Raw genomic sequence first — 19,172 nt, 5'->3', positions numbered from 1 at the left:
GCAGGAGATCGAACGCGAGGGCCGAGTCATCACAGAACAGCGAGACCACGCCTTGATGGAGTGTGCTTGGCATCGTGACGCACACCAAAGGCAAGCGACGTGCCACGCAGATTTGTCAGTGATCTCGTGCGAACCGCAAAAATTGGTGGCCCGTCAGCGGGACGGTGGCCCGCCAGCGGGCCACGTCGAGTGACCCGCCAGCGGGCCACTGGTTCCCACGGCGACCAAGTCGCCCTCGAGGATCAAGCGAGGCCAAGCTCGACGAGGTGATCGCGGCGCTGGGGTCGATGGACCTGCACATGAACCAGGGCCTCGCGCCGGTCGGTCCACCAAAGCGGGGCTGACGGCTGCTGATCAGTCTTTGGGTTCGAACGGTGCTCGACCAGGCCACGCGGCAGCTCGAGAGCCAGGCCACGGCGGCGACGACCCTGTACCGGGCGTACTGCTAGGAGCTGCGACACTGCCATTGGGCCTCAGTGCCGTGCATAACCCGGATCGAACTCAGGGTGTGCGGGACTAGGCAAGTTGCCCGAGCGACACGGCGTAGTGGGCCATCAGCGTCGCCATGTCGGCGACCTCGTCATCATCGAGGGTCTGCGCCGCCTGGTCCAGCCAGATCGCCATCGCTTCCGCGACCTCGACGGCGCCGGCGAGGTCGTTGTCTTGCATGCGTGCACCAATCACGATGAGCGACTTGGCGAACCCAACAACGACATCCGCCTTGTACAGCTGGGCCGCGTCGGCCTTGACCAGCGCACCAATTGCGACCTGCTGGGTCTCGTTCATTGGCTCGAGCGTGAGCGGATGCAGATATTCGATGTGGGCCTCGATTGTGTCGTTGGCGCTGACCGAGTTCGGGTCGCAGGCCGAGATGATCTGATGAAATGCCATCGCGTCATTCGGCGCGAGGTGCTGCGGCTCGACCTCGGCGGGATCGGCCGAGAACTCCTCGCCGTGGAAGCTCTTGACCCCAAAATACCAGGGCAAGGTCACCCGCATTTGCACGTTGCGAGCCGCGACGGCGACGTTGGACAAGAACCGCTCGTTGAACTGCAGCTCGGCCTCGGCCGGGTCATCGATGAACACGTAGGCGCCCTTGCCAGCGTCGGTGACCTCGTCCATGAGATCGTCGCGGTAGCCGCTGGCTGGCGCGACCCCGACCCCGACCATGTAGATCCCGGTGCCATCTTCGGCCGAAGCGGCCTCGGCGATCAGCTCGATGTCGGTGACGCCCGTGTTCGCGCCGCCGTCGCTCATCAGGATCACGCGGTTGATGCCGCCAGCGAGGTACGCGGCCTCGGCCAGCTCGTAGGCCTTGACCAGGCCGCCTTGAAGGTCGGTCGAGCCGCCGGTGTCGAGCGTCTCGATCGCGCCGATCAAGGTCGGGTCATTTGGCCCCGTCACGGCGTGACTCTCGAGCAGCACTTCGGTCGAGCTGCTCCACTCGACCAGCGAGATCACGTCGCCAACGCGCAGCGACCCCGCGAGCGCGGTCATCGAGTCTTTGACGAGATCGAGGGGCTGCCCGCTCATCGAGCCCGACGTGTCCAGCGAGAACACCAGGTTCATCGGCGGGCGTTGGTCCGGTCGCAGGACCTGGCCCTTGGCCGTGAGCAGCAGGGTGAATTCGGCGTCCACGGCGTTGGTCCGCCGCATCTGCATGCCCAGCTCCGCGGGCTTGTCCTCGGGGTTGTCGGTTGCGATCTCGTAGTAGTTCAGGAACTCGTGGATCCGCACCTGGTTTGGCCTGACCCACCGACCCTCGTTGATGAGCTGGCGGGCGATCACCGGCGACGCCTGAGAGTTGCTGTCGTCGTTGCTCATGTAGAGCACGATCGGATCGGTGGTGTCGGGGCAGACTTGCTCGAGCTCGCCTTCGATCGTCTGGTCCGGCGACTCCGGCTCCTCGATGTTGGGCAGGCCGCCCTCGCTGCCGCTGTCTGTGCCCGTATCTGTGCCTGTATCGGTGCCGGTCTCGTCGCCCGAGTTATCCACGCACAAGTTGATCGAGCCTTCGAAGGCGATCAGGCACTCGTGCCCATCGGGGCACAGCGGATCGTCGGGGGTCCCCTGGCAAAACTGCGCGCACGCACCTTCGAAGGTGTCGGTCACGTCCCAGCAGTAGGAGACCGCGTCGCAGTCGTCGGTCGCGTCGACCTTGCCGGCGTACGTGCAGATCTCGCCATGCGCGCCCGAACCCATCACCGGCACGCACTTGTTCGCGTCGAACTGCCCGCCGGAGCTGGCATAGGCCACGCACTTCTCTCCCTCGGGGCAGTCCTGCGCGAACGGGTCACACTGGCTGACGCTCGAGAGGTCACCGCTGGACGGCACGAAGCCGCCGGCGCTCCCTCCATCCCCGTCCCCGCCGCCTCCGTCGTCGTCAGCGTTGCTGTTGCCACCCGGCTGAGGGATCGGCGCCTCCGGCCACTCGGCGTCCCCCCAGGTGAGCGGCTCGGCGGTGCTCGGTGACGGGGACTTGCACGCTGGCAGCAGCAGGCAGGCGAGGAGCGACGGTAGGAAGGGTGTACGGCGCATGGTTCCAAGAACTCACAAAACTAATATCATGTCAAAACACACATTTCAACATAAAATTCATGCACGAAGAGTAATGTAAATAACGTCGTTCGCTGGGTGCCAGCGCCCCAGTCCACGACCAGGCAGGACCCGTGCACGGTCGCCTAATCCTCCTCTGGAGCATCCAATATCTCCGGTCCGAGCCGCGGCCTCGTGTCCTCGACATAATCGCGCGACATCTTTTTCTTGAAGGCCTCTCGCCACCCCGCGGCCAAGGTAGGCAGCACCGACAGCTCACGGGCGACCTCGGGGTCAATGTGTCGCTGAAAACGCAAGGGGATCAGCCTGGCGAGGGGCCACTGTGGGAGCGGGCGCTCCTGTACGCTGACGGGGTCACCCGAGGCGATGGTGCCGACCTCCAGGACGCGGTAGTACCAGCCGGTGCGGCCGGCTTTTTGGACCGCGAGGGCGAGGCTCTTTAGGCCGAGGTGGGTGCTCAGGGTCCAGCAGGGCTGGCGCCCTTGGGAGACCTGAACGAGCGCGGTCCCGACGCGTAGCACATCGCCCTGGCACAGGTTCTCTTCGGTCATCCCGGTAATCGAGAGGTTTTCACCGAAGCAGCCGGGGACGAAGCAATGTGATTTTTCGGGGAAGCGGTCGCGCCAGAAGGGCAGGTGGTCGGCGGGGTAGTGATGGAGGGCCTTCTCGGGTCCGCCGTGTACTTTCATGTTGCCTTGCTGATCTCCGACGAGGCCGGTCGCGGTGAGCTCGACGGGGCCCACGACAGGTTTTTTTGCGATCGCGGTGGGCTTGCGGCCGGGCCAGCGCGCCTCGGCCTCTCCGACAAAGAGGCCGGTGACGGTGGTGGGGCGGGGTGTCATGGCGTGGATCCTGCGAAGCGCTGGGGTTTGCCCGGGCGCGAGGCGTCCGCGAGGGCCGATGAGATGCTGCCGTGGGTGTGATCATACCGCAGCGAGCGACTCGGCCCACCGTTCCCTCGCTCGTGCTGAGCGTCGCCGCCGTCGTTGTCGACGCCCGGTGCCACGCTACCTGTGGAGTCTATTGGCACTTAACGGCTCATGGCCGCCTCACTGACAATGGGCTGGGTCACGCGTCCGTCGCCTTGCCATGCACCACCTCATGTTCCTCATCCGCATCCCGCTGACGGTCTCGCTGTCGCTCGCGCTCCCCGTCACCACCCTGGCGCGGCAGCCACTGGCCGCCGTGACCACCCCCGCCAGCAACGTGCAGCTCAGCGAGGACGAGAAGCTCGAGCATGCCAAGAAGCTGTATGCCGCGGCCGAGAGGTTGGCCAGGAGGGGCAAGTGGGCCGAGGCCGCCGATTCCTACGAGCAGGCCTACTACCTCGTCCCCGGCAAGCACGGCTTCGCCTACAAGATCGCGGCCGCCGCCTACGAGGCCGGCGACTGCGACCGCGCTCAGGACTACCTGCTCCACTTCTTGACCTACGGCGACAACGACAAGCACCTCGACGAGCTCGACGAGGCCCAGCGCATGATCGAAGAGATCGACGCAAGTGGGTGCGCGAGCCAGACAAGCTTCACGAAGCTCAACGCCGTCGGCGAGTCGGCCGAGAGCGAAGATCCCTTCAAGCTAGACGAGGACGACGAGGGCAACGAGGGCAACGAGAACGACAAAGGCCTGCTCATCGGCGGCGTGGTCCTCCTCGCCCTCGGCGGCGCCGGCCTTGGCCTCGGGACCGTCAGCGCCGCCATGGCCACGAGCACCCGCAACGAGCTCGACGGAGCCGGGAATCGAGACCCGTCCGTCCCCAGCGAGTATTTTGGCAGCAACTTCACCTGCAACAGCGTCGCGCTGTGTCCCTCCGAACTCGAAGATCAGCTCGTGGCCCGCAGGAACCTCTCCGCGGCTGGGTTCGTGGCCGGCAGCGTGCTGTTGGTCGGAGGGGCAGCCCTCCTCACCCTGCGCATGCTTCGGCGGGGCAAGTTGGGCGGAAAAGAGGCGCGCGTCGGTGACGGTCCGCGGCTCACCGGGCTCGGGCCGACCTGGGTACCGGGTGGTGGTGGAGTCGGCGTCGCGCTGGAATTCTGAGGAGGCTCGAGCCGGCGAGGATCTCGAGGACGCCGGTTCAGCGCCCAGACGAGCGGCTTCCTAGCCCTTCGACCCGCGCAGCCCCTCGACCCAGGCCTTGAAGTCCGGCTGTCGATCGACGCCGCGCTTCATCATGGCCTCGGAGGTCTCCGTCCACGGGCCGAGCTCGGCGTCCGCGCGGGCTCGGAGGCCGACGAGGTCGAGCGCGTACTCGTCATCCTCGTCGATCTCGTCCTCGTCGATCGGGTTCCACTCGCCCTCGAACGGATACCACCAGCGAGGCGCCTGCTACCCTCGCGCCACATGGCCGGCCGCCCGAAGTCGACTCGTCACATTGCGCTGCTGCGTGGGATCAACGTTGGCGGCAAAAACCGCCTGCCGATGGCGACGCTGCGTGGCTTGTTTACAGACGTCGGCGCCGCCGAGGTCACGACCTATATTCAAAGCGGCAATGTAGTGTTTTCCGCGCCAGCCAAGCTCGCCAAGCAGATCGCTGGTGAGGTCCGCGAGTCGATCACCCGCGAGCTCGGCCTCGAGATTCCGCTGGTCGTCCGCAGCGCGCCCGCGTTTGCCAAGGTCGCGCGCGAGCATCCGTTTGTCGACGCGGTGCCTGAACCAAAATTTGCGATGGTCGGATTTTGTGATCACGAGCCGAGCGCGACCAAGGTCGCCGCGCTCGATCCGAACCGCTCACCTGGCGACTTGCTCGAGGTCCGCGGCGCGGAGGTCTACCTGGCGTTTCCCAACGGCTCGGGTCGCTCGAAGTTCACCGCCGCCTGGCTCGATCGCAGCCTTGGGGTGATCAGCACCTGGCGGAACTGGCTGACCGTGCAGAAGCTCGTGGAGCTGATCTGAACTGTGGGCCATGGCGGGGAGCGAGCGGGCTGGGCTGCGGACATGACTAACCTCTCGGCTGCGTTGCAAATCTGGCTCTCTCAGCTGATCTGCCTCACGCCGCTGGCCACGGTGACCGTGGTCGCGAGCGGACCGGATTGCAGACGGGTACCATCCTCGGCATGTCGATCTCCACCCTCACCACGCTCTTGTCCAAGAACCACCTGGTACGCTTTCAGTTCACGCTGGTGCGGTACGACGCTCGCGTGAAGTGGGGGTGGGACGCCGCCGGTGGGGGCTGCTTTACCGACAGCGCGGGCAACTATCTAAACGCCGGTGACGGTTTCTTGCAGCACCTCGATGCGTTCGTCGAGCGCATTGAGGCGGACGCTCGGCCCGTCGGTGAGCCAGCGCCGGGCTTCGAGGTGTGGCGCTTTGATCGCGACTCGCTCTCCTCGTCGCCCTGGCCGCTTAGCGAGATCGAGGGCTGCGACCATGATCCTGCTGACGTCCCAGACGAGGCCACGCTCGCTGCTCTGACTTCGGCGTTCTCGGCCGTGCTGGACGACGCGTTCAATGCACCGTCGCTGTATGACGGCCGCGACCTGCGAGCGGGCCACTGAGCGTCGCTACCTGAGCTCGTCGTGGAGTCCCGGTCTGGTTTAGATGTCGGGGCCGCTGCGCGAAGCGAGGGGCGCTCGAGCGACGACTGGGCCCACTCGTAGCCGGATTTGGGGTGATGCCCTACTCGTTCTCGTTCAGCGTGAACGCCAGCGTCATCGTGTAGCGGTCCCACTTGGCGACCTCGGCCTGGGGCAGCTTCTTGGTGGCCGCGTAGGCAGCCGCTTGGCAGTTCGCCAGCGAGACCAGCCGGTAGATTCGATCCCGGCAATAGCGATAGTCGCTGTAGTGCACCAGCACCCGACCGTCACTGCCCACCTCCGTATGCAACACGGCAGGACCCCGACGGACCCGCCGCCACAACGCCGGGATGTTGCGCAGCACGAAGCGCGCGGTCGTGATGGTGAGGATCATGCCAAAGAAGCGGTTGATGCCGGCCAGCGCGACGCCACGCATGAGCGCCAAGAACCGCTCGTCGTCGTCTTGGCAGAGGTGCTGATACAGCGCGTGGACGACCCGACGCATCTCGGTCTCGGGGTACCAGTCGCCGGTGTCGATATCCTCGAACATGCCGCTGGTTCGTGGCGGCAACAGCTTCATCAGGGCGTCCCACTCGGCCTGGCCGAAGGTCTCGACCACGTGGGTCTGCACGCTCGCCAACGCGAGGCCCTTGATCTGGTGGACGTCGTCGACGAGTGAGCCATCGCTGAAGGATCCTGAGCTACTCGCAGACGGGTCGGGCATCGCGGGAGCATACCAGGCGAGCTTCAAAAGTGCGGAGGCGCCCACGCCAAGCACGCGTTCGGCCGCAGGGTACTAGCCCCCAGAGCTGAGTTGCTCGGCGTCGACGTGCGGTGCTCGATCATCATCGAGATCATCCAGGTACCCAGCCGGCAGCGCGACCTTGCGCTGCCGCCCACGCTTACCCCGAACGGCACGCAGGGCGTGCTCGGGAAACGGCTCATCGCCGTCGCAGCCACCCAGCAGCGCGTCGAGCTCGTTGAGCGTCTCGACGTGCATCAGCCGCTCACGCAGCGCCGCGCTTGCGCGGAACCCCTTCGTGTACCAGCTCGCGTGCTTGCGAAACGCTCGCATCGCGACTTGCTCGACCGTCAGCAACCCCCGCGAGGGCGCCATGGACTCGCGGCCGTACCACGCGACCATGGCCTGGGCGTGCTCGCGCATGACGGCGGCGACGATCGCAAAGCGTGGGGGCTCGCTCGCTGCCGCGCCGCACATCAGCTCGATGAGCTCCGCAAACAACCACGGCCGACCCAGGCACCCACGCCCAATGATCACGCCCGCGCAGCCGGTCTCGCGCATCATCCGGGTCGCGTCGTGGGCCTCCCAGATGTCGCCGTTGCCAAACACCGGGATGTTGACCCGCGTCACCAGGTCCGCGATCGCGTCCCAGTTGGCCCCGTCTTCATAGAACTGCTCGGCGGTGCGGGCGTGGAGGCCGACGGCGGCGCAGCCCTCTTCTTGGCCGATCCGACCGGCGTCGCGGTAGGTCAGCAAGCTCGCGTCGATCCCCGTGCGGAACTTGATCGTGACCGGAACGGCGCCGGCCGAGCTGACCGCGGCGTGGACGATCCTCGCGAGCAGCTTGGGCTTGACCGGGATCGCCGAGCCGCCGCCGCGACGGGTGATCTTGGGCACCGGACAGCCGAAGTTCATGTCGAGATGATCGATGCGTCCCTCGCCGACCAAGCGCTTGACCGCCTCGCCAACGTGGTAGGGATCCACGCCGTAGAGCTGCAGGCTGCGCGGCCACTCGCTGGGGCCAAAGCTGGCGAGCTCGAGGGTCTTGCGATCACCCTCGACGAGCGGACGGGCCGTGATCATCTCGCTGACGAACAACCCCGGGGTGTGCTTGGGTGCGCGCGGCTGCGATCCCCCGGCGCGGGCGAACGCCTCGGTCGCGAAGCGGCGGCACAGCGCACGAAATGGGAAGTCGGTGACCCCGGCCATGGGCGCGAGCACGACCGGCGGCCACAGCTCGATGTCGCCTAGCCACACGGCGTTGGCTTGGGGCGGGCTCGGGCTCTGGGCGAGGGGGTCCACGTCCGCGAGACTATAAGGCGCGCCAGATTCTGGGCCGGTTGCGGTCGGCGCCGCTCGCTCGGGTCGGTGAAAACATTGTCGCCAGAGCCGGTTCAACGTGAGCTTTTGCCCACTCAGCGGGCGCGAATCAGGCTGGTGGGACCGTTGACCACCTGCCCGCGCGTGGCAAACTCCTGGCCATGCGCTCTCTGCCAGTGATGCTCTCGATCGCCCTTGGCCTCGCCACCCTCAGTGCCTGCGACAAGAAGGCCGAAGAGAAGTCCGACGCCAAGACCGAAGAAAAGGCCGACGCCAAGACCGAAGAAAAGGCCGACGCCAAGAAGACCGGCGACGAGGTCTCGGCCAACACCGTTGACTCGGAAGAGGGCTGCATCCACGAGAACAAGCCGGCCCACGCCGAGGGCGAAGGTTGCGATCACGGTGGCACCGCCGCCCCGACCGAGTCCACCGGCCACTTCGGCGCCGCGTTTGCGATCACCGAAGCCCAGCCGCTCTCGACCGCGCTCGCCAGCGGTGTCCCAACCGCAGCCGTGAAGGTCAGCGGCACCGTAGAGAGCGTGTGCCAGGCCAAGGGCTGCTGGATGGTCATCAAAGAGGGCGACGTCACGGCCCGCGTGCTCGTCAAGGATCACGCGTTCGCCATCCCCATGGACGGCAAGGGCAAGGCCGCGACCGTCGAGGGCACGATCGAGGCCAAGGAGCTGACCGAGGCCAACGTCGCGCACCTCAAGAAGGACGGCGACACCAACCTCGAGGGAGACGGCGCCCGCCAAGAGTTCTTCTTGCACGCGACCGCCGTCGAGCTCGCCGCCAACAGCTGAGTCTCTGGCCCGCGGGCCAGGTGCAAGTAGCCGTTGGGCTCTGCGTGGGGATACCTGCGAAGACCCGGCGGCTTTTCTTTGGTCGCCGATTACAGCTCGGACCTCGTTGGGCAGCTGATCAGCTAGGAGGTGCTGATCCCCGAGGGTGAAAGGGGGGGGAGCTAGCGACGGCGGCGAAGGCCGAGCAGGCCAAGGCTAGCGAGGAGCATCCATCCCGCACGGACTGGAGTTGGCTCGGCGCTACAGCTGCAGCCTTCGCTGCTGCCGGCCTCGTTCGCGGCGCCATCCGTTCCGGCGGTCTCGCCCCCGCTGTCGCCGTTGCCATCACCGGAGTCACCGTCGCCGTCGCCGTCGCCGGGGTCACCGTCGCCGTCGCCGTCGTCGCCGTCGCCGTCGCCATCACCATCACCGTCGCCGCTGCCACCGCCTTCGGGCGGCTTCGAGGTGTCGCAGGTCCCGTCGCCGTCGAACTCGAGCGCACCCAGATCATGGGTGCCGTCGTCGCGGATGTTGGTGCAGTAGTCGTCGATCACCTCCGCGAGCGACTCACCTTGATCCACGAACATGCTGCCGTCGACGAGCGAGAAGTCGAGCGCATCCGGATCGCTGAACCACGCCTGAAAGTCGCCGTTGCTAGCCATCTGCAGGTTGCTGGCAAAGTTGGCCGTCGAGCCGTCGCGGTTGCGAATCTGCCCGGTCATGAGGTTGTTGCGGACCTCGCCGGTGGTGCTGGCAAACCGCATGTCGATGCCGGTCGTGTCGTACAGCGTGTTGTTGTAGATCAGCGAGTTCTGGCCTTTGTTGACGTAGACCCCGACGTCGGCCGGACACCGCGCGATGATGTTGTTGCGCATGATCCCGTCTTGGTGCTCGGGGTCGCAGGTCATGTCCTCGCAGATGTTGTCGGGCGAGCTGCCGCCGCCGCCAAACGACAGGCCAAGCCGGATCTGCCCGGCGTGCAGCTGCTCGCAGACGATCAGGTTGCGCTCGAACACCCCGTCGCGCGAGTTGCCCTTGAGGAACGCGGCGTAGCTGATGTTGTTGCCGCCGCCCTTGGCGAAGTCGTGAATGTAGTTGCCACGCACGATCCAGCGGCGCCCGCCGACCACGTCGATCGGCGTGACCGGGTTGCTGGTCTGGCGCGCGGCCGGGTTGAACATCTCGTTGTATTCGACGACGACATCGTCGGGCCACACGCGCTCGCCGTTGGGGCCGGTCTCGGTCCCGTTGGCCTTGAGCTGGGCGTTGAAGCCGTGGACGACGTTGTGGTGGATCCACGTGCCGTCGGCGTCTCCGGTCACGTGAAACGCGTGCTCACAATTGTTGTCGTCGGCGCACACCCCCTCGATGTCGAGGTTGGCGAACTCCCAGTACGCCCCCTGCACGTGGAAGCCCTCGAGGTTGTCCATCTGCACGACCGCGTCACCAAGCTTGTCGGCGCGAATGATGATCCGCTGATCCGCGGTGCCGTTGTTGACGCAGTTGAGCTTGTTGGGCAGCAGGTAGTTGCCGGGCGCCAAGATGATCTCGTCACCCGGCGCCGCGTTGGCGACGGCAGCCTGCAGCTCCGCGACCGTGGCAACCGGCACCGGCCCGGCCGCAGCCTCACTCGCCCACGCGCAGCTCAGCGCGGCGACGGCCGTCCAACTAACACAGGTCCAGAACCGATTTGAACGATCGAGGCAGCTCATGGCCGCGATTGTGCCAGAACGCGGCGCGCTGTCCGTGCCCGCAATCACGACCGGCTTGGGTCGTGGGCGGCTTCACCGTCGCGACCTCAGAGCGCTGGTCGCTGGTTCGGTCGCCGTGACAGTCGTGGGTCTGCGTGATAAGGCCACGAGGCCGGCATGCGCCTCGAATTGCTCGCCTTTGACCTGCTCTTGATCGGACCGCCGGTGGTTGCGAGCTTTCGTCGCTCCACCTTCTTCTTGGATCGCTGGCGCTGGGCGTGGGCCAGCGCGGCCGTGGTCGGCTTGCCAGCGTTGGTGTGGCTGGCGTGGATGAGCAGCAGCGGCGGGGTGATCTTCTCGCCCGCGCACAGCCTCGTGGGCACCGGGCTCAGCGTGATGGGCCTGCCGCTGGGGGCGATCTTCTTGGTGCCCGCGATCGCGTTCGCGTGTCTGTTTTGTTGGCGGGTTGGCTTCGCCGAGGCAGCGGCCGCGCAAGCACCCAAGCCGTGGCAGTCTGGCCTGCACGCGGTGTTGCTCGTCGCGTTGGCTGCCGGGGTCATGGGGCTGGTCGGCGGCGGTCCACGCCACGCGCAGCTGGCCCTGCTCGCGGTCGGGCTATTGTCACCGCTGGACTTGGCGCTGCGGACCAAGCTGGTTGCGCGCGCGCAATTTTGGGCGATGCTGGCCGCAGTTGTGCTGCTGACCTTGGTGTTTGGCGGGGCGCTGATCCAGCGCGGGATCGTGGCTCACAGCGCGGACGCGATCGTCGGGTTTGCGCTGATCGGTGTGCCGATCGAGGATCTTGGCTATGCGCTGGCGCTCGCTGGCGCGGCCGTGCTGGTGTTCGCGCATCTCGAGCAGCGAGCAGCCGCGAGCGCCAGCAAGGGCCTGATCGCGCGTTTGATCGAGCGCCGCTTTGGTGGCTACCGTCAGCTGCTGCATCCAATCGACGAGCAGCTGCCGCTGGCGCTCACGACCCCGCGCAAGGTCGCGGTGATCGGGGCTGGGCTCGCGGGGATCGGCGCGGCGACCAAGCTCGCCGAGCGGGGCTTCGCGGTCACCCTGCTCGAGCGCAACGACTACATTGGCGGCAAGCTGGGGGCTTGGAAGACCACAATGCCGGACGGCCGCGAGATCGGCATGGATCACGGCTTTCACGCGTTCTTTCACCAGTATTACAACCTCAACGCGTTCTTCAAAAAGCTGGGTCTGGACCGCAGCTATCGCAACATCGGCGACTACATGATCCTCGCCGAAGATGGGCAGTCTTACTCGTTCAAGGCCATCTCGACCACGCCGCTGCTCAACCTGCTCTCGCTCGCGCGGCATGGCGTCTATGACCTGCGCGAGGTCTCGGGGCGCGAGACTGGGCTCGAGATGGAGGCGCTGCTTCGCTACGATCCCACCCAGACCTACGCCACCCACGACGAGATCTCGTTCGCCAGCTTTTCGGCCAAGGCCAAGCTCCCCGCAAGCCTTGGCCTGGTGTTCAACACCTTCTCGCGCGTGTTCTTTGCCGACCCCGACAAGATGTCGATGGCGGAGCTGATCAAGAGCTTTCACTTCTACTATTTGAGCAACGACTGCGGGCTGATCTACGAGTACGTCAATGACGACTTTGGAACCTCGTTGCTTGGCCCGCTGCGTGAGTACATGCAGGGCCACGGCGTCGACATTCGGACCGGGTGTGAGATCCGCAAGATCGAGCGCGAGGCCGAAGGCGGGTTCGAGGTTGACGGGGAGCGCTTTGACTACGTGGTGATCGCCAGCGACGTGGTCGGGACCCGGGCGCTGTTCGAGCGCTCGCCCTCGCTGGCTGCGGCTGCGCCGAAGACGGCTGCCAAGGTCGCAACCCTCGAGCCGGGGCAGCCCTACTCGGTGTTTCGGTTGTGGCTGGACCGCGGCGTGAATCGCGAGCTGCCGGGTTTTGTGATCACCGAGCGCGTGCGCTTGTTGGACAGCATCACGCTGATGCACCAGATCCAAGACGAGTCCGCGAACTGGGTCGCTCAGCGCGAGGCGGCCGGCGAGCGCGGCGCGGTGGTCGAGCTGCACTGCTATGCGATTCCCGAGGATCTGTACCCAAGCGGGGCGGTTGACGAGGCCCAGCTACGCGAGCTGTTCTTGGCCGAGCTCCACCACTTCTTGCCCGAGCTGGCTGACGCGGTGGTCATTCACGAGCACCTTTATGTTCGCCGTGACTTTCCCGCGTTTCACGTTGGTAAACACGCCACCCGCCCAGGCTGGGAGACTGACCTGGACAATCTGTTCTTGGCTGGTGACTGGGTGGTCTTGCCATTTCCTGCGATGTTGATGGAGGCGGCATACTCCGCGGGTCTGTTGGCGGCAAATCGGATTTGCCGGGCCGAGTCCCTGCGCGAAGAGCAGGTGTGGACAGTCCCGCAGCGTGGGTTCATGGCTGGGTGGCCCAAGCGACCCTTTTGATTGGTGTGACCTTGATCATTGTGTCAATGGTGGATCCAACCTGCTAATGGTCGGCGGTGGAACTCGAGCTTCGCCACCGGACCGCTCACGAGACCTGCGCGAGCTTGGGCCCGGTCGTGATCCGAATCTGCGATGGCGTTCGCACCGAGGTCGCTGATCTCGTTCGGCAGGAGCAACTGTTTGACGAGCTGCTCGAGACTCACGCCAACATTGCGATGCTCGTGGTCTTCACCCACGACACACCGCCGCCCGACGGCGCGGCCCAGCGTCACGCCAAGCAATTCATGCGTCGCTACCGTGAAAACGTGGTGGTGGCGGTCGCGTTGCTCGGTCTTGGGTTTTGGGCCTCCGCTGTGCGGGTGGCGCTGTCGACGATCGTCCGGGTCGTTGGGCACGGGAGCATCTCGATCGAGGGCACGGTCGAGCAGGCGATCACGCGGGTGACGATGGAGCTCGTTGGGATTGATGCAGGTGAGATTCAGCGCGCCTACGAGCTGCTCTGGGCAGAGCTGAGCGTGCCGTCAGCCCGCGCGCGGACGGGGACAGATCCGTGAGCGGGGTCGCTTCGAAGATCAGAACCTGCCGGAGATCGAAAGGCTCGCCTGCGAGGCGGACACGTCGGCGCCAACGTGGACGCGCTGGCGTTGTCGCCTGCGCTCGAGGAGGGTGGTGTCGACGATGATCGCCGCGATGCTCAGCGCGGTCGTGATGCTGCCGGCGACCAGGATACCGGCGCCGACTCTGCGGGGGTCGAGGTCGTAGTTGAGCGCGGGGAGGCTCATCATGATGCCGCCCGCGCCGATCGACGCGGCGCCGCCGACGAGGGACGCGACGCCCGTGAGGCCGAGGGGGCCGAGCTTCAGGCGGGGTGGGTGATCTTGCTGTGGTGTGGGCTGGATGACTGGTGGTGGTGGCTTGGGGGCAGGTTGGGCGATGGGTGGCTCGGTGGTGGGCTCGGGTGGCGGCGTGGCGCGGTCGAGCTCAGGAGGCGCCCAATCCGGGTCGGGGTCGGGATCGGGCGGGGTCGTGTCGGCTGGGGATGGTTGCTCGCCGAGCGTGGGATTGGTGTGGAGGTTGATGTCGTGGTCGCGCCAGTCCACGGGTTCGATCGGAGAGGGATCGGTGTCCGAGGGGGGAGCGGCGCGGGCTGTTGGGGTGGCGAGGGTCAGGAGCGCGGTGATCGTCGCAAGTACATTGCGACGGATGGGATGGCGGTGATTTGGCATGGGGTCTCGACGAGTGAGATGTTGCGGAGGTAACGGGGGAGGGTCAGGGGAGGCACATTTCAATGACGAAGTCGCAGGTGTCCGAGCAGGTCAGGGTGCCGTTGTTCAGGTTGTGGTCTGTGCAGTCTTGGCCATCCAGGTTCAGGCCATCACATGTCTCCATACCGCTCCAGATGTGGCCGTCGCCGCACACGGCGGCCTGACAATCGACGCATGCGTCGGTGGTGATGTTGTTGCCGTCCTCGCAGGTCTCGACGTTCTCCTGAACAAAGCCGTCGCCGCACACGGCGGCCTGACAGGCGACACAGTTGTCGGTGTTGATGTTGTTGCCGTCCTCGCAGTCCTCGACGTTCTCCTGAACGAAACCATCGCCACACACGGCGGCCTGACAGGCAACGCAGTCATCGGTGTTGATGTTATTGCCGTCATCGCAGGCCTCGACGTTCTCCTGAACAAAGCCGTCGCCGCACACGGCGGCCTGACAGGCGACACAGTTGTCGGTGTTGATGTTGTTGCCGTCCTCGCAGTCCTCGACGTTCTCCTGAACGAAACCATCGCCACACACGGCGGCCTGACAGGCAACGCAGTCATCGGTGTTGATGTTATTGCCGTCATCGCAGGCCTCGACGTTCTCCTGAACAAAGCCGTCGCCGCACACGGCGGCCTGACAGGCGACACAGTCGTCGGTGTTGTCAACGTTGCCGTCATCACAATCCTCGACCATCGCGTAGACAAACTCGTCCCCGCAGGTCGCCAGCGCGCACGAGGCCAGACATCCATCGGTGTTGTCCTCGTTGCCGTCGTCGCAGGCCTCGCCGGGTTGAAGCACGCCGTCCCCACAGGTCACAGGCACGCATTCGCTGGTGCACACGGTTTCGTCGGGGTCGTCACAGCCCTCGCCGGGTCCGACGAAGCCGTCGCCGCAGACTTGATCTTTGCACCCTTCGACGCAGGTGTCGGTGTTGAGATCGTTGCCATCGTCACACTCCTCGCTGGGATCGACGTTGCCATCCCCACATTCACCGCCATCGCCATCGCCATCGCCATCACCGTCGCCATCGCCGTCACCATCGCCATCGCCATCGCCATCGCCATCACCATCGCCATCGCCATCGCCATCGCCATCGCCATCGCCATCGCCCATCGTGTCAGATTCACTCGAGTCGTCGCTGACAGGGCAGTTTTCCGGCAGGACATCACAAAATGGGATGAGCACACATCCTATGTCAAACGTGGCCAGAAACAACGAAAAGAGCAGGATGCGGTGTTTCATCGGTGAATGTCTCGCAATGATGTTCGACCCTCGATCACTGAACGAGAAGGTCCCCGTGCTTATCGAGCGTCACGGTCGCCAATCCTCCCGAAACTACGATTCGCCCGGCCTGACTCCACGGCGCGTCCACCCTCGTGCGAAACCAGGTGTTGTAGCTCCCGGGCGCGAGCCGAGTCGACGCACCGTCGCGGCCAAACGCGTCAAGCACGAAACTGCGGCCCCCGATCTTGATCTCGGCCCACGGCACACCATCACTGAGCACGAGGAAGACCTTTGTCTTTCTAGGCGTAGGCGTAGGAGTAGGATGAACTCGAGCGGACAGATCATTTTCGTCCGGCAGGTCCGGCAGGTCCGGCAGGTCGAGTCTAGGCTCGATGTCTTCGATGTCTGAGCGAACGAGGTCCGGCTCCACACCATCGTCGGTGCCATCGGTTGAGCCAATTGGCTCGGTGGTTGGGGGAACCACTGCCAAGCTGCGCGTTGACTCGGCAGACACGACCTCAGGCACGATGTCGCCTTGGCCGGACTGTGCCACCACAGAACAAACCCCCGCGAACCCCGCTGCGCTACATCCTAAGACGAGGGCCGCTAGAGCCCGTCTGCTGTGTGTGGGAGCGGGTGCTGCCGTCGTCGACTGCCTCCTGCGTCCGGCGGCCGTTTCAGATCCGTCAGCCACGAACACGACGGTTGGTGCCTCGAGGTCATACGGCACGTGTCGCGGGTCCTCGGACTCGCCGACATTCCCGAAGCGACGGACGATTTCGTCGAGTTCGAATCGAGCGTCCCGGTACTCGGGCCAGCAACACAGACGGACAAATGCCTCGCGAGCGCTCTGGATCCGGTCCGTCGCGTTGACCGCGAGGAGCTGCTCACGCAGCTCGTCGAGCTCGTTGGGGACCGTCTGACGAGCGCGCGTCATCGTTGGGATCTCGCCGTCGAGAACCATGCCGTACAGCCGGGCCTCGTCGACGACTCGACCGCGAAAGGTGTCGCGGTCGAGTAGCTCGTGGAGCATGGCGCCGACCGCGAACAAGTCCAAAGTAGGCTCACGTGATTCACCGCGAAGCTGCTCAGGGGGCATGTAGCGGAGCTTACCCTTGACGTGCGCGCCGCTGGTCTCTTCGGAGGCAATTCTGGCGATGCCAAAGTCCATCAGCTTTACCTCGCCAGAGGTAGAGAGCATCACATTGTGCGGAGACACGTCCCTATGAACGATTGTGATGCGTCGGGCTCCGTCCCGCAGGTCGTGTGCGTGCGCGAGGCCCTTGAGCACCTCGCCGATGATATATCCGATGATGACGTCGGGCAGATTCTCGCCGCGTTCGTGCAGCTTCTCGCTAAGCTGCGCGAGGTTGAGTCCGTCGACCCACTCCATGATCAAGTAGCAGATCCCATCCTCCGTCTCGGCCGCGTCGTATACCTTGACGATGTTGGAGCTGTTGAGCAGCATTGACAGCCGCGCCTCGTCCAGAAACATGCGCCGTGCATCCACCGTACCGGTCCTCGCGGCGGTCAGCAGCTTGATTGCCACGTGCACAGCGGCGCCGCCAAGCGCCTCGCGCTGACCCTTCCAGACCTCGCCCATTCCACCGATGCCAAGGCGATGAGTCAGCGTGTATCCCCCAAATTCGCGCACGGCATCGAGTTCACGATCAGCGTGCTTTGTTGTCAACCGTGGTGGACCGGACTGCGGGCGGAGCTTTCTCTCCTCTCGCAAAGGATGTGGCATGTGGGGGTCCCGGCGGCGCCGTATCGCTCTGGTCAGAATTTTAGCGTGACACCGGCTGTGACTTGTCGGCCCTTCAAGCGTCCGACTCGAACTTCATCGATGCTCAAGAGAGCGCCCGAAACCAGCAGCAATCCACTTCCAACTCCGAGCAGCGCGGCGGTGCTCGGGACAATATGATAGATGTGGCCGCAGGCTTCTTGAGTCGTGGCACCAGTAGGCCGACCTCCACTCGCGCGGCACTTGCCGTCGAAGCCGCGCAAGACTGCGTAGGTGATGATGAGCCCCACCCCCACCGTCGCGCCTGCGATCTCTGCCGCTCTGGGAATCATTCGCCGCTCGGGTCTACTCGTGATTGGTGGACTGATGGGTGGCGGGGGCGTGGCGGCCTGCTTTGGGTTCGGGTTCGGGTTCGGCTCCCGATAGGTGACGACTCGTGGCTCTCCCACTTCGGCGAGTTCGACCTCGTGATATTCCCAATTGGCGTACTCGTTGGCGCCCCTGACCCATACCCTGTAGGTACCCAGGAGCAATTCCTCGCGGGGGGCCGCTGACCAGCGCTCGTTCACGACGAGCTCGCAAGGGATCTCGCAGTTGACTTGAAGAATTCCCGTACCGGCCGAATGCAGGGCGTTCATGCGTTGTTCGTAGAGCGCCGTGACTTCACGTCCGTAGGAGTGGACCGGTGGAACCTGGTCCCGAGCAGTGCGAATGAGGTCGTCCATAGCTAATTCTGCAGCCAGAGTGTCCCGCTCCGCGAGATACAGCCGGACCAGGATCACGTGAGCCTCCAGGACGAAGTCTGGGACCGCCGTGGAGGCCTCTGCGGGGTAGCGTGTATGCAGCGCGATGCCTTCTGCGAGGGCAGCGATCGCCGGCAGACGGTCCTGGCTGGTGGAGCCGTCGATCGCCGCCCGGAGCTTCGCGCTGGCTTGCGCATAGTCGTGTTCCGGCGGCGCGAAGAACAGGACGAGGACGACGAGATATGACATGAACCGGGCTCCCGGGCGCGATCAGAACCTGCCGGAGATCGAAAGGCTCGCCTGCGAGGCGGACACGTCGGCGCCAACGTGGACGCGCTGGCGTTGTCGCCTGCGCTCGAGGAGGGTGGTGTCGACGATGATCGCCGCGATGCTCAGCGCGGTCGTGATGCTGCCGGCGACCAGGATACCGGCGCCGACTCTGCGGGGGTCGAGGTCGTAGTTGAGCGCGGGGAGGCTCATCATGATGCCGCCCGCGCCGATCGACGCGGCGCCGCCGACGAGGGACGCGACGCCCGTGAGGCCGAGGGGGCCGAGCTTCAGGCGGGGTGGGTGATCTTGCTGTGGTGTGGGCTGGATGACTGGTGGTGGTGGCTTGGGGGCAGGTTGGGCGACGGGTGGCTCGGTGGTGGGCTCGGGTGGCGGCGTGGCGCGCTCGAGCTCAGGAGGCGCCCAGTTGGGCTCGGTCGGTGTGGGGGCAGTCTGGTCCAGAGGTTGTGGCCTTTCGGGTGGTGGGCTGTCGTGGAGGCTAACGTCGTGGTCTCGCCAGTCGACTGGTTCGATGGGGGCTGGGTCGCCACCCCGGGGCGTGGCGGCGTGGGCCGTCGGGGCAACGAGAGCTAGGAAGGCGGCGATCCATGCGATCACGTGATGACGAATTGTGGGTTGGTGGTGGGGGTGCATGTGGCCTCGGGTGTTTTGAAGAGTTGCAGTCACTGCTGCACCCATCGTCGTTGATGTCGCTGAGAGCAAGGATGCCACTGCGAGCTCCGGTTACTCGCCATCGCCATCGCCATCGCCATCGCCGTCGTTGTCGCCATCGCCATCGCCATCGCCGTCGCCATCGCCATCGCCATCGCCGTCGTTGTCGCCATCGCCATCGCCATCGCCATCGCCATCGCCATCGCCATCGCCATCGCCA

The 19,172-nt window shown here is 65.4% G+C and carries 16 protein-coding genes; 6 read left to right on the top strand and 10 right to left on the bottom strand.

Annotated features, from left to right (window positions below; all coding sequences use genetic code 11):
- Nucleotides 1–516: 516 nt before the first annotated feature.
- Nucleotides 517–2,538: a vWA domain-containing protein gene (locus DB30_RS38100; protein WP_052558681.1), complete on the bottom strand. Its 2,022-nt coding sequence runs from the start codon at nucleotides 2,536–2,538 to the stop codon at nucleotides 517–519.
- 143 nt (nucleotides 2,539–2,681) lie between these two features.
- Entirely contained in the window at nucleotides 2,682–3,398 is a 717-nt protein-coding gene (locus DB30_RS38095; RefSeq protein ID WP_146662496.1) for an MOSC domain-containing protein, read from the bottom strand.
- 259 nt (nucleotides 3,399–3,657) lie between these two features.
- Here DB30_RS38095 and DB30_RS38090 point away from each other — a divergent pair, with 259 nt between their 5' ends.
- The 3 genes from DB30_RS38090 to DB30_RS38080 all read left to right on the top strand — a co-directional run bounded on the left by DB30_RS38090 (nucleotide 3,658) and on the right by DB30_RS38080 (nucleotide 6,047).
- Complete coding sequence (locus DB30_RS38090) at nucleotides 3,658–4,590, top strand: hypothetical protein (RefSeq protein WP_146662494.1); 933 nt, start codon at nucleotides 3,658–3,660, stop codon at nucleotides 4,588–4,590.
- A gap of 303 nt (nucleotides 4,591–4,893) precedes the next feature.
- Complete coding sequence (locus DB30_RS38085) at nucleotides 4,894–5,445, top strand: DUF1697 domain-containing protein (RefSeq protein WP_052558673.1); 552 nt, start codon at nucleotides 4,894–4,896, stop codon at nucleotides 5,443–5,445.
- A gap of 161 nt (nucleotides 5,446–5,606) precedes the next feature.
- The gene (locus tag DB30_RS38080; RefSeq protein ID WP_052558671.1) at nucleotides 5,607–6,047 is read left to right on the top strand and encodes a hypothetical protein; all 441 of its coding nucleotides are present in this window, start codon (nucleotides 5,607–5,609) and stop codon (nucleotides 6,045–6,047) included.
- Nucleotides 6,048–6,168: 121 nt separating this feature from the next.
- Here the strand turns inward: DB30_RS38080 and DB30_RS38075 are convergent, their stop codons facing one another.
- Complete coding sequence (locus DB30_RS38075) at nucleotides 6,169–6,789, bottom strand: hypothetical protein (protein WP_052558669.1); 621 nt, start codon at nucleotides 6,787–6,789, stop codon at nucleotides 6,169–6,171.
- A gap of 72 nt (nucleotides 6,790–6,861) precedes the next feature.
- Complete coding sequence (dusB, locus tag DB30_RS38070; RefSeq protein ID WP_205633161.1) at nucleotides 6,862–8,109, bottom strand: tRNA dihydrouridine synthase DusB; 1,248 nt, start codon at nucleotides 8,107–8,109, stop codon at nucleotides 6,862–6,864.
- Between the two features lie 179 nt (nucleotides 8,110–8,288).
- Here dusB and DB30_RS38065 point away from each other — a divergent pair, with 179 nt between their 5' ends.
- A complete protein-coding gene (locus DB30_RS38065) occupies nucleotides 8,289–8,930 on the top strand; it encodes a DUF4920 domain-containing protein (protein ID WP_052558667.1) in 642 nt (213 codons plus the stop codon).
- Nucleotides 8,931–9,091: 161 nt separating this feature from the next.
- Here the strand turns inward: DB30_RS38065 and DB30_RS42915 are convergent, their stop codons facing one another.
- Nucleotides 9,092–10,621, bottom strand: a complete 1,530-nt coding sequence (locus tag DB30_RS42915) for an MYXO-CTERM sorting domain-containing protein (protein WP_052558665.1) — start codon at nucleotides 10,619–10,621, stop codon at nucleotides 9,092–9,094.
- Nucleotides 10,622–10,777: 156 nt separating this feature from the next.
- Between DB30_RS42915 and DB30_RS38055 the strand changes: the two genes are divergently transcribed.
- Together DB30_RS38055 and DB30_RS38050 are read left to right on the top strand one after the other, a co-directional pair.
- Nucleotides 10,778–13,045, top strand: coding sequence for an FAD-dependent oxidoreductase (locus DB30_RS38055; RefSeq protein ID WP_052558662.1), 2,268 nt, complete (start codon nucleotides 10,778–10,780; stop codon nucleotides 13,043–13,045).
- A gap of 56 nt (nucleotides 13,046–13,101) precedes the next feature.
- Entirely contained in the window at nucleotides 13,102–13,599 is a 498-nt protein-coding gene (locus DB30_RS38050; protein WP_052558659.1) for a hypothetical protein, read from the top strand.
- An 18-nt stretch (nucleotides 13,600–13,617) separates the two neighbouring features.
- Here DB30_RS38050 and DB30_RS38045 read toward each other — a convergent pair whose 3' ends face one another.
- The 5 genes from DB30_RS38045 to DB30_RS38025 all read right to left on the bottom strand — a co-directional run bounded on the left by DB30_RS38045 (nucleotide 13,618) and on the right by DB30_RS38025 (nucleotide 18,496).
- On the bottom strand, nucleotides 13,618–14,145 hold the full coding sequence (locus DB30_RS38045) for a hypothetical protein (RefSeq protein ID WP_146662492.1): 528 nt from the start codon (nucleotides 14,143–14,145) through the stop codon (nucleotides 13,618–13,620).
- 169 nt (nucleotides 14,146–14,314) lie between these two features.
- Nucleotides 14,315–15,544 (bottom strand): DUF4215 domain-containing protein, encoded by a 1,230-nt coding sequence (locus tag DB30_RS38040; protein ID WP_052558656.1) that lies wholly within the window; start codon nucleotides 15,542–15,544, stop codon nucleotides 14,315–14,317.
- Nucleotides 15,545–15,578: 34 nt separating this feature from the next.
- Entirely contained in the window at nucleotides 15,579–17,273 is a 1,695-nt protein-coding gene (locus DB30_RS38035) for a serine/threonine-protein kinase (RefSeq protein WP_146662490.1), read from the bottom strand.
- A gap of 32 nt (nucleotides 17,274–17,305) precedes the next feature.
- The gene (locus tag DB30_RS38030) at nucleotides 17,306–18,262 is read right to left on the bottom strand and encodes a hypothetical protein (RefSeq protein ID WP_052558652.1); all 957 of its coding nucleotides are present in this window, start codon (nucleotides 18,260–18,262) and stop codon (nucleotides 17,306–17,308) included.
- 21 nt (nucleotides 18,263–18,283) lie between these two features.
- On the bottom strand, nucleotides 18,284–18,496 hold the full coding sequence (locus tag DB30_RS38025) for a hypothetical protein (protein ID WP_146662488.1): 213 nt from the start codon (nucleotides 18,494–18,496) through the stop codon (nucleotides 18,284–18,286).
- Nucleotides 18,497–19,172: the final 676 nt, after the last annotated feature.

It is taken from the genome of Enhygromyxa salina, assembly GCF_000737335.2.
In the GTDB taxonomy this organism is placed as follows: domain Bacteria; phylum Myxococcota_A; class Polyangia; order Nannocystales; family Nannocystaceae; genus Plesiocystis; species Plesiocystis salina_C.
This window is presented reverse-complemented; position numbering and strand designations above follow the sequence as displayed.